The 15,059-nt window shown below is 71.5% G+C and carries 10 protein-coding genes; 1 reads left to right on the top strand and 9 read right to left on the bottom strand.

Features of this window, described 5'->3' with window-relative positions; all coding sequences use genetic code 11:
* Positions 1–113 precede the first annotated feature (113 nt).
* The 4 genes from gshB to AC6JA9_RS00100 form a co-directional block, all read right to left on the bottom strand.
* Positions 114–1,079 carry a glutathione synthase gene (gene gshB / locus AC6JA9_RS00085; RefSeq protein WP_223749491.1) on the bottom strand — a complete coding sequence of 322 codons (966 nt, stop codon included), beginning with the start codon at positions 1,077–1,079 and terminating at the stop codon, positions 114–116.
* A gap of 72 nt (positions 1,080–1,151) precedes the next feature.
* Positions 1,152–2,777 (bottom strand): serine/threonine-protein kinase, encoded by a 1,626-nt coding sequence (locus AC6JA9_RS00090; protein ID WP_255665979.1) that lies wholly within the window; start codon positions 2,775–2,777, stop codon positions 1,152–1,154.
* A 663-nt stretch (positions 2,778–3,440) separates the two neighbouring features.
* Positions 3,441–3,737, bottom strand: coding sequence for a hypothetical protein (locus AC6JA9_RS00095; RefSeq protein WP_223749490.1), 297 nt, complete (start codon positions 3,735–3,737; stop codon positions 3,441–3,443).
* Positions 3,738–3,758: 21 nt separating this feature from the next.
* Positions 3,759–4,049: a hypothetical protein gene (locus tag AC6JA9_RS00100; protein WP_141325272.1), complete on the bottom strand. Its 291-nt coding sequence runs from the start codon at positions 4,047–4,049 to the stop codon at positions 3,759–3,761.
* Positions 4,050–4,511: 462 nt separating this feature from the next.
* Here AC6JA9_RS00100 and AC6JA9_RS00105 point away from each other — a divergent pair, with 462 nt between their 5' ends.
* Positions 4,512–6,701 (top strand): tenascin-X, encoded by a 2,190-nt coding sequence (locus AC6JA9_RS00105; protein WP_497958890.1) that lies wholly within the window; start codon positions 4,512–4,514, stop codon positions 6,699–6,701.
* Here the strand turns inward: AC6JA9_RS00105 and AC6JA9_RS00110 are convergent.
* The 5 genes from AC6JA9_RS00110 to AC6JA9_RS00130 all read right to left on the bottom strand — a co-directional run bounded on the left by AC6JA9_RS00110 (position 6,680) and on the right by AC6JA9_RS00130 (position 14,999).
* On the bottom strand, positions 6,680–8,152 hold the full coding sequence (locus AC6JA9_RS00110) for a DUF4166 domain-containing protein (RefSeq protein ID WP_473570024.1): 1,473 nt from the start codon (positions 8,150–8,152) through the stop codon (positions 6,680–6,682). The two genes, AC6JA9_RS00105 and AC6JA9_RS00110, sit on opposite strands and share 22 nt — an antisense overlap.
* A gap of 122 nt (positions 8,153–8,274) precedes the next feature.
* On the bottom strand, positions 8,275–9,480 hold the full coding sequence (locus tag AC6JA9_RS00115; protein WP_497958891.1) for an SRPBCC family protein: 1,206 nt from the start codon (positions 9,478–9,480) through the stop codon (positions 8,275–8,277).
* 583 nt (positions 9,481–10,063) lie between these two features.
* Entirely contained in the window at positions 10,064–11,527 is a 1,464-nt protein-coding gene (locus tag AC6JA9_RS00120; protein ID WP_497958892.1) for a tetratricopeptide repeat protein, read from the bottom strand.
* 147 nt (positions 11,528–11,674) lie between these two features.
* Positions 11,675–12,376 (bottom strand): head GIN domain-containing protein, encoded by a 702-nt coding sequence (locus tag AC6JA9_RS00125; protein WP_223749486.1) that lies wholly within the window; start codon positions 12,374–12,376, stop codon positions 11,675–11,677.
* 76 nt (positions 12,377–12,452) lie between these two features.
* A complete protein-coding gene (locus AC6JA9_RS00130; RefSeq protein ID WP_497958893.1) occupies positions 12,453–14,999 on the bottom strand; it encodes a protein kinase domain-containing protein in 2,547 nt (848 codons plus the stop codon).
* Positions 15,000–15,059: the final 60 nt, after the last annotated feature.

Raw genomic sequence — 15,059 nt, forward strand, 5'->3', positions numbered from 1 at the left:
ATGAGGCTCTCCGCACGTCCCACGGAGGCACGCGCCCCGCCCTCCCGAACGATGGCGCGGACAGGGCCGGGGCATCCACCACGAGCCCCGGCCCAGCACACCGCGCCCGGACCTCAGGCCTTCGGACGCCGTGCCGCGAGCCGCTCGGCCACGTCGAGGACGCGGGCCTCGATGCACACGTCATCCAGGTGGTTCGCCTCCACCAGGCCCGTGGGGCTCGTCACGTTCACCTCGGTGAGGTAGTCGCCGAGCACGTCGATGCCCACGAGCAGGAGCCCGCGCTTGCGCAGCTCCGGCTTGAGCCGCTCGCAGATCTCCAAATCGCGCGCCGACAGCACCGCCTTGTGGGGCGTCCCCCCGGCGGCCATGTTCCCGCGGTGGTCGTCCCCGGACGGCACGCGCAGCACGCCGCCCACGGGCTCACCGTCCACCAGGATGATGCGCTTGTCGCCCTGTCGGCTCTCCGGGATGTACGCCTGCGCGACGACGGCCTCGCGGCCTCCGCTGGTGAGCAGCTCCACGGCGGAGCGCGCGTTGCGGTCCCCCGGCGCGAGGAAGAGGATGCCCTTGCCGCCGAAGCCATCCACCGGCTTGAGGATGGTGCCCTGCGCGTTCCTCGCGATGAAGTCCAGGAGCACCGGCAGCTCCCTCGTGATTCGCGTGTCCGGCATCAGGTCCGGGTAGCGCAGACTGAAGAGCTTCTCGTTCGCGTCGCGGATGCCCGCCGGGTCGTTGATGTAGACGGGCGGGCGGTCCCCACACAGCTCCACCAGCTGCGTGGCGTGCAGGAACTCCGCGTCCACCGGCGGGTCCTTGCGCAGGAACAACACGTCCACCGTCGACAGCTCGCGCGGCGCCTCGTCCAGCACGTCGAAGTGCCGTCCCAGCTCCCGGCGCACCGTGACGTGGCGCATGCGCGCCTCCGCCACCCGACCGTTGAAGCGCAGCCACCCTTGCTCGAAGTAGACCACCCGGTGGCCCCGCTTCTGCGCCTCCAGCATCAGCGCGAAGGTGGAGTCGTGGTCCACCCTCACCGTCTCGAGGGGGTCCATCAGGAAGCCAAGGGTGAGCGGGGCCATGGGTCTCGAAAGGAAGGATGAGGGGGCGCGAAGATAACAGGCCCCCTCGTCATCGCAGCGGATTCACACCCCTCAGGGCAGGTCCTGCCAGCTCTCGAATTTGCTCACCGTCGTCTCCCCGGCGCTGATGACCACGGGCAGGGAGCGCGACTTGCCCTGGGGGTCGACGATTCTCAGCGTGTGCTTGCCCACCGGCACGGAGACCCCCAAGAGCGGCGTCACGCCGAGCTTCTTGCCTCCCAGATACACGGGCGCCGACTGCCCCGTGATGTTGAAGGTCAGCTTGCCCGTGGCTCGCGAGGGCCTGGTGCGCTCCGGCTTCGAGCCCTCGTCCGGCGGCTCCCCCTGCGCGCCGACGTTCCTCGGCGCGGGCTCCGGCTTCGCTCCTGGAACAGGTTCATCGGGGCCCGGCCCCAGGTTCCCCAGCATGGCCCCGGGCTGGATGGGACGCAGCCTGGCGTCCTGCGGCTCCTCCTCCCGCACGGGCACCATCGTCGCCGAGTCATCCAGCGCGCGGCTCAGCTTCACCGCGCCATAGATGCCTCCGCCGAGGATGCTCAGCAGCACCAGCCCCCAGAGCACATTGGACCGGAGCTTCTGCGCGGGCGTGAGCTCGTCACCGTCCAGCGGCGGCGGCGCCTCGGTCTTCACCGTCGACACCTTGCGCGAGGGCTTCTTGCCGCCCTTCATCGGCGTGTTGCCCGACCGGGGCGTGGCCATCTCCTCGCGCACCGGCAGGTACGGCCCGTCATCCCCGCGCAGGGCGCGCTTCGCGGAGTCCACCATGAGCGAGCTGGCCGTGCCGTCCACGCTCTCCAGCAGCGCGCGCGTGGCCGCCATCCGCTCCGCGAACATCTCCTTCATCAGGGTGGCGCGGTGCTCCGCGTCCTGCATCAGCGTCCCCGCCGCCGCCTCCAGCGCCCGCGCCATGTCCCGCCCGTTGGCGAAGCGCTTCTCACGGCTGCGCTCCAGCGCCTGCATCACCACCTTGGAGATCTGCTCCGACACGTGCGGCGTGACGTGTGAGGGCCAGGGGATGGGCGCCTCGAGGATCTTCATCATCTCGTCGCGCTCCGTCCTGCCCGCGAACAGGCGCGCGCCGGTGAGCATCTCGTGCAGCATCACCCCCACGGAGAACAGGTCGCTGCGCCCATCCAGCTTCTCGCCGCGCACCTGCTCCGGGGACATGTAGCCGGTGGTGCCCTTCACCGTGCCCGCGTGCGTGCGCTCCAGGCTGTTCTTCGCCTTGGCGATGCCGAAGTCGAGCAGCTTCACCATGCCGTCGTACGTCACCATGATGTTCTTCTGGGCGACGTCGCGGTGGATGACGGGGCTGGGCTCGCCCGAGGGCGCGGTGAAGGTGTGCGCGTAGTGCAGCGCCATGCAGACGTCGCGCGCCACCGACAGCGTGAAGCCCAGCGGCACCGGGCGATGGTGGCGCAGGCACGCGCTCGTAATCTGGTTCAGGTTCTGCCCGGCGATGAACTCCATCGCCAGGAAGAGGCCGTCCTCCTCCTGCCCCAGGTCGAACACCTGCGCGATGTTCGGGTGGTTGAAGGCCGCGGTGATGCGCGCCTCGTCCAGGAACATCCGCTCGAACTGCTCGTTGTCCCGAGCGTCCGGCAGGATGCGCTTCACCACCACGTACTTGCGGAAGCCACCCGGACCCGAGGTGAAGCCGAGGAACAGCTCGGCCATGCCACCCACGGACAGCTGCGTGACGACCTCATACTTCCCGATGCGCTCGCCCCGATAGAAATCGATGGGTCAACCCTCCTCGCCAGCGCCCCGCCACCGGAGCCGCAACGCCGCCGAGGATAACAGGCTTGTATGGCGCGGACCTGCGGTGAGAACACGCCGTCACCCACCGTCTTCCCGTCATCCACCACGAGCCTGTGGATGGCCTGTGGACAGCGGGGGGATGGCTGTGGAGAAACCCCGGCGTGGATCAACCCCTGTGGGTGGCCGGGGGAAACCGCCAATTTACCCACATGTAGCATCGCGCGAATTCGTCAGTCATCCCGAGAGCTTGCTGACTTGTCCCCAACTCCGTGCCCTCTACTTCTTCCACCACTTGATCAATACCCCATCTCCCTTTTGAAGAAGCAGACGGTGCCTGTGACTTGCGCCTGTGGATGAGCGCCACACGGCTGTAACACCCTGGCATCCGGGCACGCGGGCGGCGCCCACGGCGGCACGCGGGCCTCCAGGCGCGAAGCCATCAGGAGCCCACGCCGGCAGGCCTCGCCAGGCGGCCGTGGAGGGCCCTGGGGCGCGCGCCGGGCCTTCGCGGGCACACCGGGAGCTTCCCAGGTCGGAACAGGGCGCCAGCAGGCGCTGGGGGCCTTGGGCCTTGGACGCTCAGGTCAGCGCGGCGCGCAGACGCTCGAGGAGGCCGGGCAGGGCCATGAGCAGTTCACGGTCCGTGTGCTCCAGGGCATTGCGGAGGATTTCGAGGTCCTCGGCCGAGCGCTCCGCGTTCACCATCCGCTGGAGCATGCGCAGCCGCTGGTTGCGCAGCACGAGGCGCGCGAGGGTGTCCTCCAGCTCCTCGCCGAGCGCGTCATCCAGCTGCAGGTCGCGGCTGATGAGCTCGCGCAGCTGCTCGACCAGATAGGTCAGGTCCCAGGATTCTTCGTAGCCGGCCCGTCGAGACATTGCTTCCACGCATCGCCGGGCTCAGCCCAGCGCTCGAGCCCGGGAGAGCCCGGCCAGGGTCAGCCGGGCACGGGACGGGTCCATCTCCACGGTGACGTGGCACTCGTCGAAGTCCAGGTTCAGCGCATACGGCTCCGACGCGGGCAAAAGGCCGCGCTCCTGGTGCGCCAGCGCGGCCATGCGGAAGAGCTCCGACAGCAGCGCCTGCCGCGTCTTGGGCGTCAGCCCGTCCACGGTGCCTTGCAGGCTGCGTGGGATGAGCACGGTGAAGGCCTGGGAGGACGTAGAGCCCGTGTCGGCGACGGAGGTCATGCCGGCGCCGATTGCGAGAACCGTACCTTTCCTGGATCCAACCATTCCGCGCGGTTGGAGTGGGTCGGCCGCGACCGTCTGAAAAAATCACAGGGTGTTCGTGGCCGCGGTCTGAAGTGTCTTCGGGAAGGCGCGCCTTCCGGGCCTCCACCGGCTTCCATTACCCGAGTGGATGAGGATTCCGTCCGACGTTCATCTCTGCGGCGAGCTTGCGACTTCAGGGTGCTGGTGGCGCGGCGTCCGCCGCGGTGTCCGGTGAGGGCCCTGGGGAGGTCTTGGAAGTCGTCACGCAGGGAACGTGTGTCGCCACGTGCTGGCGTGAGCGCGCCGTGACGCGAGCGTTCAGCAGCCGAAACGCGCGGGCCGCGTGGGAGGCGATGGCGGACAGGCGCGAGGTGCTCACCCCTCGCATCACGGGGAGCCCGGGGCTATACGCGGAGGGCTGGAGTCCGGGAGGCACCCATGGCGCGCGCGACGAGCACAGGCGGGGCGGGGTGGGCCGTCATCGTGATGGCGGTGGTGTTGGGCACGGGGCTTGTCGCGTGCCGCGAGGACCCGTCGCTGGTGGGCGCGCAGGGTCGGCTGCGGTTGTCCGTCGACCGGCTCGACTTTCCCTTCGCGTATCCGGGTGGCACGCGTGAGGCGGAGGTGCGCGTGCTCAACGCGGGGCGCGCGCCGCTGGACGTGACATGGACCGCGGTGGAGGCCCCGTTCTCGCTGGTGGAGGGGCTGCCCTCGCGCGTGGGGATGGAGGAGGTGCCCGTGCGGGTGCGCTTCGGTCCCCGGGCCATCGGCACGTTCGAGTCGCGGCTGGTGGGCACCGCGTCGGATGGAGGACGCGTGGAGCTGGTGCTCGCGGGCGAGGCGCGGCCGACGCCCGACTGTGTCCCGGTGGTCTGCGCGACCTCGACGTTCGACCCCGTCACCGAGCGCTGCGTGGAGACGGTGTCGCCGGACGGCACCGCGTGCAACCCGGGCAGCGCGTGTCTCACCATGGCCACCTGTCAGCAGGGGCGGTGTCGAGGGCAGGAGCGGCCGTGTGACGACGGCAACGCGTGCACCACGGATGCGTGCCATGCGCTGGATGGGTGCCGCTCGGTCCCGGCGCCGCCGTGTCCCGGGGGTGGGCCGTGCCAGGTGGGCACGTGCGACCCGAAGCTCGGGTGCGGCCTGGCGGATGCGCTCGATGGCACCTTCTGCGGGACGGAGCGCGGCTGCGACGCGGCGGACGTGTGCATCGAGGGCGCGTGCGCGCGGAGGGACTTGCCGGACGGCTTCGTCTGCGCGTCGGCCAGTCCGTGTCAGGCGGAGGGCCGGTGTCGCGGGCCCGTGTGCGAGCGCCCCGCCGCGGTGACGCTGGCGCCGGACTGGAGCCTCGACGCGGCGGCGTACCCGCGCAACCTGCATGATTTGCTGGTGGGGCCCGAGGGGGACGTGACGCTGTCGGGCTTCTACGAGTCGGCGCTGCTGGACGCGGCGGCGCCGACGCCCATGCTGAGCCGGGACGCGGCCCGGCGGTGCATGCTGTGGAATGACCGGCTGTTGTGCATGGATTTGCCCGAGGACGGCACGGTGTCGCTGATGGAGCGGTACACGGGGGTGCCCCGGTGGACCTTCACGCTGGGGGACGCGCGGCCGGACATCCGGCAGCGCACGGAGACGCTCTTCCTGGCGCGGCTGGCGGTGATGGCGCCGGACCGGCTGGCGGCGCTCTTCGAGGCGTATCCCGCGGGGGAGCGGCGCGAGACGTTGTGCCGCATGTACTTCCTGGTGGTGTTGGACGCGTTCGGACAGATGGTGTCCGCGCAGGAGCTGACGGACCCGCTGTTGTCCGAGTGCAACCACCCGCACCCGTTCGGCGTCGTGTCCGACGCGGCGGGGGATTTGTATGTGTCCTTCTCGCAGACGCTGAACGTGGGGGCGCCGCTGCATGCGGGCGCGCCTTCGTTGTTGATGGCGTTCTCGTCGGACGGGGTGCCGCGCTGGCGCAAGTCCCAGGGGCAGCGCGCCGGAGAGCTGGCGGTGGTCGACGGGCTGCTCTTCGCGGAGTGGGGCGGGCAGGCGCTGCGCACGGCGGATGGCTCGGTGGCAGGGACGATTCCGCAGGTCTTCGGCCGCGTGGTGGCCACGCGCGAGCGACTGGTGCCGAGCGCGCCGGGCACGACGGTGAATGTCGGCGACGAGGGCAACGCGCCCGCGCCCACGCAGCTGCGGGGCTTCGCGCTGCCGTCACTGAGCCCCGTGTGGACGTACTCGCTTCGCTCGGGACAGTCGCTCACCACGAAGGAGCTGCGGCTGGCGACGTGGCCGGAGACGCCGGGGCTGCCACCGAGAACGCTGGTGCTCACCACGGCGACGGATGCGGACGACGCGCAGCTGCTCGTGGGCGTGCGGGTCTCCGACGGCAGCGAGGCGTTCCAGTGCCGGTTGGACTACCAGGCGCGCACCATGCCCCAGTTGCTGGAGCTGGCGCCGGGCGCGCTGCTGATGATGGATGGGGCCGAGACGTGCGGCGAGTGCGACCCGCCGTTCGCCTCCAGCCAGGCGCGCTTCCAGCGCTTCCCGATGCCGGGATTGCTGCCCGCGAACGAGCCCTGGCCCGGGACCTTTGGTGGGCCGGGACACGACCATCACGAGGGCGCGGCCCACTGAGCCTCGTAGTGGATGCAGCCCAGGGGCGCGCGGGACGACGAGCTCCAGCGGAAGGTGCCGATGATGTCCACGCGGGTGGGGTCCACGCGTGAGGGGAGGATGCGGAACTCCACGCCGCGTCCCACGGGGGGCAGCACCAGCCCGTGCCACCTCAGCGTGCCGCCTCGCAGCCGGATGCCGCCGTCGTCGAGCACCGACACGTCCAGCGCCAGGTCGAGGCCGTGCTCGACGAAGACCTCGTGGAGCTGGTTGCCTCGCAGGACGAAGTCCGAGTCGAAGCTGCGCAGGGCTCCGTCGCAGTACAGCTCGCGGACGAAGTGCATCGAGCCATCGGCGCGGCGGAAGGTCCGGAAGCGTCCGGGGAACGTGCGTGCCCCGTGCTCGAAGAGGCCCTGGCCCGACAGTCGCGTCGCGACCCAGGCCAACACCCGCGCGGTGCGCGAGGAGAACGTCACCGAGGCGCGCACGTTCCAGGCGCCCGGGTTGGCGTAGAAGCGGATGACCCGCTCGTCCACGCGGGACACCTCCGGGCCCATCGCGCTCGCGAGCAGGGACCAGGCATCCGAGGGTCTCGTGCGCTGTCCCCGATGCAGCGCCTTCACGCCCCGCCGGTACACTCCCGCCGCCGTCCACGCGGTGAGGAAGCTCGAGAGCAGCAGCCACGCCGCGCGGCGCTCGCCGACGAGGCCCGGGGCCCGATGCCAGCGCGGCAGGCACAGCGCGCGCAGCGTGGCCCAGGCGTAGTGACGCAGGAGCACCCAGCCCGCGCTCGTCAGCCGCACCACCGAGAGCGCGAGCCCGTGCGCGATGGCGCTCTCCCCGGGCACCGCGCCCGCCAGCGCGTGCTGGTCGAAGAAGCGCGCGCCCAGCGTCATCTCCACGTGCTGGACGAGCAGACGCCACAGCGGCTCGCGCTCATGGGCTCGAGCCTCCTCGAGGAACGCCGCCTCATGACCGAGCTCGCGTCCGCGCGCGACATCGACCATGTGGGCTTCAATCCATTGCTCGTCGCGCACCTCCATCGGCAGGCCCTCGGTGCATGCGCTCGCATACGCGCTCCACTCCGGCGTGCGAGGCAGCCCGGTCTCATCCACCGGCATGACCGCGGCGCCCAGACGGGCGAAGGGCTCGGACACGCCCCAGAAGCGGCCCAGCGTCACGGCGCTGGCCGCGAGCAGGTGCACCTGGGCCATGCGGCATGGATTCACCCGGTAGAAGTCCGCGAGCAGCCCGAGCGACAGTCGACAGGCGCGCTGACGCAGGACGAAGCCATGCAGTGCCTCCGTCGAGGCGTGGGGGAGGGCGTCCCGCGCCTCGTCGAGCTCCTCCTCGTGGAACGTGTCCTTCCACGAGGCTGCTCCCATGGCATGAGGCAGCGCTTCGCGTGCCTCGGCAATCGCCGCCGCTTGGAGCGCGCCTTCTCGCGACGTGGCCTCCGTGGCATGAGGCATGGCTTCGCGTGCCTCCGCGAGAGCCGCCGCTGCCCGGAGCGCCCCCTCTCTCATCGGCTCATGGGCGTCGGCGTGACGCGCCAGACTCGCCACCCGCGCCTCGAACGTCCTGGCTCCCACGCTCACGGCGACACCTCCACGAGCCGCGCCCCCGGAGCCGGCGCCGTGCCACGCGCCCCCCCACCCAGCCAGCTCCGCGCCGCGTCCGGCGCAGGCTGCCTGCCCAGCGTCCGCGCGAGCACGAACAGCGCGAACCGCCACCGCGAACGCCCTCGCTTCGTGGCCTGTTCATCTCCCGCGCACCACCGCCGCAGCGTCTCGAATCCCCACTCCGTCCCCAGCCGCATGATGGGACGGAAGAGCACCGCATCGAGCACCTCGCCCAGCACCCCATGCCGCGTCTGGTAGTCGAACACCGTCTTGAAGAACGTCCCCTCGGGACGGCGCTCGTACAGCCACACCCCGCGCCCCCGCAGGATGGGGCTGCGCCAGTCCTCCGAGCCGAACTCGAACGTCGAGCGCACGTTCGGCGTGTTCGCCAGGTAGCGCCCCCACCCCACGATTTCGAGCCCGAAGCCCAGGTGCGTCCGGTAGTCCATCCAGTGGAACCCCCGCGCGTCCTGCTCCGGCAGATACCGGATGGAGGTGAAGCGCACGTCCCAGGCCACATGCAGCGCCGGCTCCTGCGTCCGCTCCCACACCACCTCCACCGGCGCGGGGATGAGCACCTCCGCGACAATCCTTTGGAGCGCAGGTCGACGCGTTGGCACCCCCGTGGCTCGACGCATCGCCCACCACCGGCCCGCGTCCCGGGTGAAGGTGATGAGCGCCGTCACCCCCATCACCGTCATCAGCGCGCGCAGCGCCACCGGCACGTCGGCAGGCTCCCACCGCACCCCCGTGGGCAGCAGCCGGTCCCCCCACACCGCCTGGAACGTGGCCATGAGGTACAGCCCCACCAGCACGCTCAACACCACGTGCGCGAAGTACTCCCCCCGGGGCAGGCCCCCCTGCGGCGCGCGGCTGTCCTTCTCCTCCCAGACGTCCGCGAAGGCGACCCCGACGTCCGCCGCGTACAGCACGACCAGCGCCCCCAGCGCCCACCCCTGGAAGCGCACGTGCGGCACCCAGAGGAACTGCAGCGCGTAGATGAGGTGCCGCGCCGTGTGCCAGAAGACCTCCCGCTGGCACTCGGCGCGCTCGTGCAGCCGGCCGCGCCAGTGGTGGAAGTAGACGACGTCGAAGGCTCCCAACCATCCGATGACGAGCAGCAGGTAGAAGGCGACGTGCATGCCCACGCCCCGGTGCAACGCCGTGGCCAGGGCCACCCGCCCTCGCAAACCTCGGAAACGTCAGGGATTCAGAGGATTCAAAGCGAAGGTCCGTCAACAGCGTGGACAGCGCCGACAACGGGCGTTGTCATCCCCAACTTCTCCACAACGCTTCCGGGTGTGGGCGGCCTTCACCCGGGCTCCGTGCCGGCGCGTCATGAACGGTGCTTCAGGTGTCGGCGGTCCGCGACCCGCGTCGCCAGAGAGGGTCCGGGTCCGCTGTCAATCGCCGACCTGGGGTTTCCGCGCGATTTTCCCGGACGGATGGTGAACGAGGGCCCGTTCAGCGCCCGTCCTGACACGACACCCCCCGCGTCACCGACCCTGCGGGTGGACATGCCGCGCGTACCCGATATTCTTCGCCCCATCGTTGCGTTGAAAGACGTGGACGTGTTCCACCTTGCCCACGCGAGGCCTGACCGGAAATGCCCCCCTGGGTTCCGGCGCTGGTGTGGAAGGAGTGCGGTTGCCCGGACGACCTTGGAGGTCCGGCGTGCGGCGGCTCCGTTGCAGTGTGGGGGGTCTGCTCGGGCCCCGGGGGGAAGAGATTTCCCTGGGGCCCGAGTCACCTCGTCCCTGCCTACGGCCGCGCCTTCGCCGTGCCCGCGGGCGCCTTCGCCACGAAGGCCTCCAGCCAGGTCACCTCGTCGCGGGTGATTTCCATCAGCAGCTCCTCCGTCAACGCCGCCACCGGCCAGCGCTCCAGCGCCGTCTGGTTGAACGTCTTCAGGGTCTGCTCCAGCGCCTCGATTTGCTTCAGCGTCAGCGCCCGGCCCGCCTCGTCCCCCATGTCCTGCGCCCCGCCGCGCACCAGCTGGAAGCCCGCCATCCGCTCCACCAACGTGGGCTGCCGCACCAGGCTGGCGCCGATGTCCCGGGTGATGCGACCCAGGCGCTTGAGCCCCTCGGGTGACAGCGAGCCCCGCGTGCCCACGTTGCGCGTGCGCAGGATCCACGTGCCCCGCTCGCCCAGCACGCGCTTGGACACCGCCATCGCCGCCGCGCTGGCGTCCGGCACCCCCACCTCGCGCAGCAGCTCGCGCGAGCGCACGTAGCCGTCGTGGAAGGACGTCTCCCGCCAGGCCGGCAGCGTGGACAGCTTCTCCAGCGCGTCGATCTCCGCCGCCGTCAGCTCGCTGCCGGACTCCGTGTCACCCAGCAGCAGCAGCAGCTGGAGCTGCATCGAGCGCGGGTGCGCCCGGACCAGCGCCTCCAGCTTCTCGCGGAAGACGGTCCGCGCCCGCTCGTACTCGGACTCCGGCAGCGCCTCGCCGCGCAGCGCGTCCCGCACCGCCACGTAGAGGTCCGGGTCCTCCAGCCGGGGCACCTGGTTCAAGAGGAACAGGGCCTGCTCCGGCTCCAGCTTGCGCGTGGCCAGCGCCAGCCTCAGCCGGGTGTCGTCGGACGTGGCGCGCGCCCACGCGGCCTTCTCCCAGTCCGCCAGGGCCGGGTCCGGCGGCAGGGGCGTGGCTCCCGGCAACAGCTCGCTCTGCCGGAAGTCGGGACGGCCCAGCTTGTCCCACGCGTCGCGGAAGGCCTGCTGCCAGGTGCCGGCGTCGGGCGCGCGCCGTCGCTCACGCAGCGCCTCCAGCAGCGCCACCTCGGGGCTCCCAGGGGCCTCGGCCTTCAGGCGCTCCAGGACCTCGGCGGCTTCCGGGTCATTGCCCTCCTGCAGCGCCAGGCACACGTGCACCAGCAGCGCGGGCGCGAAGCTCGGGGCGAGCATCGTCGCCTCGCCGAGCGACTCGCGGGCCTTCTTCGAGTCACCACTGGCGGCGAAGCGCGCGGCCCGGTCCGTGTGGCGGAGGACCTCCGGCGACGCGGTGTACTTCACGGCGCGCGGGCCCTTGGGCGCGGGGAGCTCCGGGTGCGCATGCCCGTCATGCGGCCCGTGTTCGTCATGCGCGGGGCTCGGCGCGCGGGCGCTCCGGACATAGAGCGCGCCTCCCGCGGCCAGCGCCACCGCCAGCCCCACGCCACTCCACACCGCGGCTCTGCGTCCCGAGGTGCCCTGCGAGGAAGGTGGAGGAATCGGGTCCGTCATGGCGCGGCTTCTCCGGGGGTGGGGGAGGCCGCATTCCAATCGGCCCCGCCCCGTCGGAGCAAGGTGGCCCTCTTCCCAGGTGGGAGTGTCCTTCCCTACCCAGGTGGAAGACGCCGCGCTTCGCGCGGGCGCAAGGCCCGCCGTGCCTCAGTCCTTCGCGTAGAGGACGCGGCTGCCGCCGCTGGCCTGGACCTGGGTGCGGTCGGGACGGGAGACGCACTTCACGGTGGTGCCGCCGCTGGCCTGGACCTCAAGGCTCTCTGACGGGTCCGCCTCCACCTGCGCGCCGCCGCTGGCCTCCACCTCCAAATCCTTCAGGCCCGCGAGCTTCATCGCCTTGACCACCGCCCCGCCGCTGGCCTCGATGTCCAGCTGCTTCGCGCGCCCCTCCAGCTGGACGGTGCCCCCGCCGCTGGCCTCCAGGTCCAGCTTGCGCGTGTCGATGCCCCGCAGGTCGATGGTGGCGCCGCCGCTGGCCTCGATGGAGAAGTCCTCCGAGGTGGCCACCTCACCCTGCGCCGAGCCGCCGCCGCTGACGGAGACCTCCTCCAGCCGCGGCACGGTGATGAAGAGGCGAACCTTGCCGCCGTTGAACGCGTCGCGGAGGCCCTTGCGCTCCACCTTCGTGGCGAGCTCGCCGTCCTCCACCTCGAGCTCCAGGCGGGACAGCAGGTCCGCGGGGCCCTCGACGCGCACGGACTTGGGGCCCACCTTGAGCTCGGCCTTGATGCCGTGGCCCACCTCGATGCTGTGGAAGTCGGGGACGTCCCGCGTCTGCGCGTCCCCGGCCCAGGCGGCTCCGGCGAACATCATCAGGGGGACGAGCAGGGACATCCGGGCGGTCTTCATGGCGTGCTCCCAAAGGGCCGTGGAGCCCGGCAGGGGCTCCGTCATGCCGGGCTACGCACCATGCCGGGAACGATTGCTACTGACGGGACAACATCTCGAGCGGCACCCTCATGGAGGTGGTGTCGCCGGGCTTGATTTCGACCGTCAGCTTGAGTGCCCTGCCTTCCTCGTCCACCAGCTTCAGGGTGTGCTTGCCCGAGGGCACGTTCACCTTGAACAGCGGCGTCTCCCCCAGCAACTGCCCGCCCAGGAACACCTGGGCCTGGGGCTCGGTGCTCAGCGTGAGGAAGCCCGGCTCGCTGGTGGCCGGGGGAGCGGAGTCCCGGGGCTGGGCGCGCTTGTTGGGGGTGCGCGGCGCCTTGGCGCGCGGCGAGGACTTCTCCTCACTCACAGGGGTGGCGGTGTCCGCGACCTCCGTCTCGGCGGGAGCCTCCGGCGCGGCCTCTTCCGGCGCGGAAGCGGGGGGCCCCACCGGTTCGGGCGGTGGCTCCACGGGCCTGCCGGCGAGGGCACCCTGGGTGGGAGCGCTCTCTGCCTTGGGAGCGGGCGCGGGCTTCTTCACCTGCTCCGGAGGCAGCGGCGTCACGCGGGGCGCGAGCCCCAGGAGGGGCCGTACCCGGTTGGAGACGACTCCACCGTCGAGCCCCAGTCCCACCACGGCGGTCCCCACCGCGAGCAGCACCAGCACCGTGGCCAGGACCTTGAGGCCGACCCGGGAGCGCGCCGCGGAGACGCCGTTCAGCGTGTGGACATGGGAGTCGTTGTCCTCGGCCTCCGCGAGTGGGGGGGTCCGCCGGTTCTCCTGGGAGGAGCGCGCGGGCTTGGTGGTGGCCTCCAGGTTCGGGTCCGGCGTCTGTAAGGACGCGGGCAGCTGGGCCTGGGTCCTGCGACGAGGAGCCGGGGCGCGGCGGGACGGGCCCGAGTCGGAGGAGGAGAGCGAGGCCACGCGGACCATGGCGGTCTCCTCGTTCCGGGCGGGCGGCATCGGAGCGGGCACCTGGGCGCGCGGGGCCTCCATCGTCCGGCCGGAGCGGGGACGTGAGTCGTTGCGCAGCGTGGTGTCGTCCCCTGCCGAGGGGCGCGAGGGCGGAGGAGGCGGCGTGCGCGCGGGCCCGGGGGACGGCGCGGCGGAGCGCGTGGGGCCCGAGGTCGTCAGCGCGGCCGGCGGAGGAGGAGGCGTGCGCGCGGGCCCGGGAGACGTCAGCGCGGGGCGCCCCGGCTGGGTGCGGGCCGTGTGCGTCTCATCGTCGGGAGGCCGCGAGGGCAGCGTCTCCGAGGGCGGCGGCGGACGCGAGGGCTCGTGACCGGCGCCCCGGCTGCCCAGCTTCTTCTGGGGCGGCGCCCGGAGCACGGCCTTGCGAGGAGGCTCCGGGTCCGGGGGCGGCGGCGGTGGAGGCGTCGTGGGGAGCGCCGTCGTGGTGGCCCGGCGCGGCGTGGGCTGGGCGCTGGACTGCGGGCCGGACGACTTCACCGTGGGAATCGTCCCCGAGGCCCGACGCGGCATCGGCGCCGAGTCCGGGGGGCCGGAGGTTGTGTTGACGGTGGGAGGCTCGGGGACGTCGGGCGCGGTGGGGGGACTGCCGCCCATGGCCAGCATCTGCGCGACGTTCGTCTCGCCGGTGACGTCGCCCGAGGCGGGGCCGGCGATGAGGAGCTGACGGGTCTGCTCGCGCCGGTCGGCGAAGAGGCGGCGCATCACCTCGCTGCTCTGCTCGGGGTGCCAGATGAGCGGGCCCACCGCGCGCTCCAGGGCGCGGGCGAACTCCAGCGTGGAGGCGTAGCGGTCCTCGCGCCGCCTCGACAGCGCGCGCAGGACGATGGCGTCCAGCTCCGGCGGTATCTGCTTGTTGGCGCGAGAGGGCGGCGTCACCTCGCACTTCAACACCGCGTTCATCATCGCCTCGGCCTGCTTGGCGTAGAACAGCCGCATGCCGGTGAGCAGCTCGTGCAGCACCACGCCCAGGCTGAACAGGTCGCTGCGCGCGTCCAGCGGGTCGCCCATGATCTGCTCGGGCGACATGTAGCCGCTGGTGCCCTTCACCATGCCCACCGCGGTGCGGCTGGCGCGCGCCAGGCTCTTGGCGATGCCGAAGTCCAACAGCTTGGTGACGCCCTCGTACGTCACCATGATGTTCTTCTCGGCCACGTCCCGGTGGATGACGGGCGAGGGGTGGCCGAGCGGGTCCGTGAAGGTGTGCGCGTAGTGCAGCGCGACGGCCGTGTCGCGCACCGCCATCAGGCTGAAGCCCATGGGGATGGGGTGGTTGGCCTGCCGGCACGCGCGCGCCACCTCCACCAGCGTGGCCCCGGGCACGAACTCCATCGCCAGGAACAGCTCGCCCTCGGCGATGTCCAGGTCGAAGACCTGGGCGATGTGCGGATGGTTGAACGCGGCCGTGACCTTGGCCTCGTCCAGGAACATCCGGATGAACTCTTCCTCGCCCCGGATGTCCGGCAGGATCTGCTTGAGCACCACCAGCTTGCGGAAGCCCGCGAGCCCACGCTGCGACGCGAGGAAGATCTCCGCCATCCCGCCCGTGGACAGGCGGCTGAGCACCTCGTACTTGCCCAGCGACCGGCCCCTGGAGGCATCCGGCGCGAGCGGCAGCGTCGTCCCACTCATCGGAAGGCGCCGAATCTACACCGGCACCCGGACGGACGCGAAAGTCGCGGTCGAAGAAAA

Source organism: Myxococcus sp. MH1 (assembly GCF_059738865.1).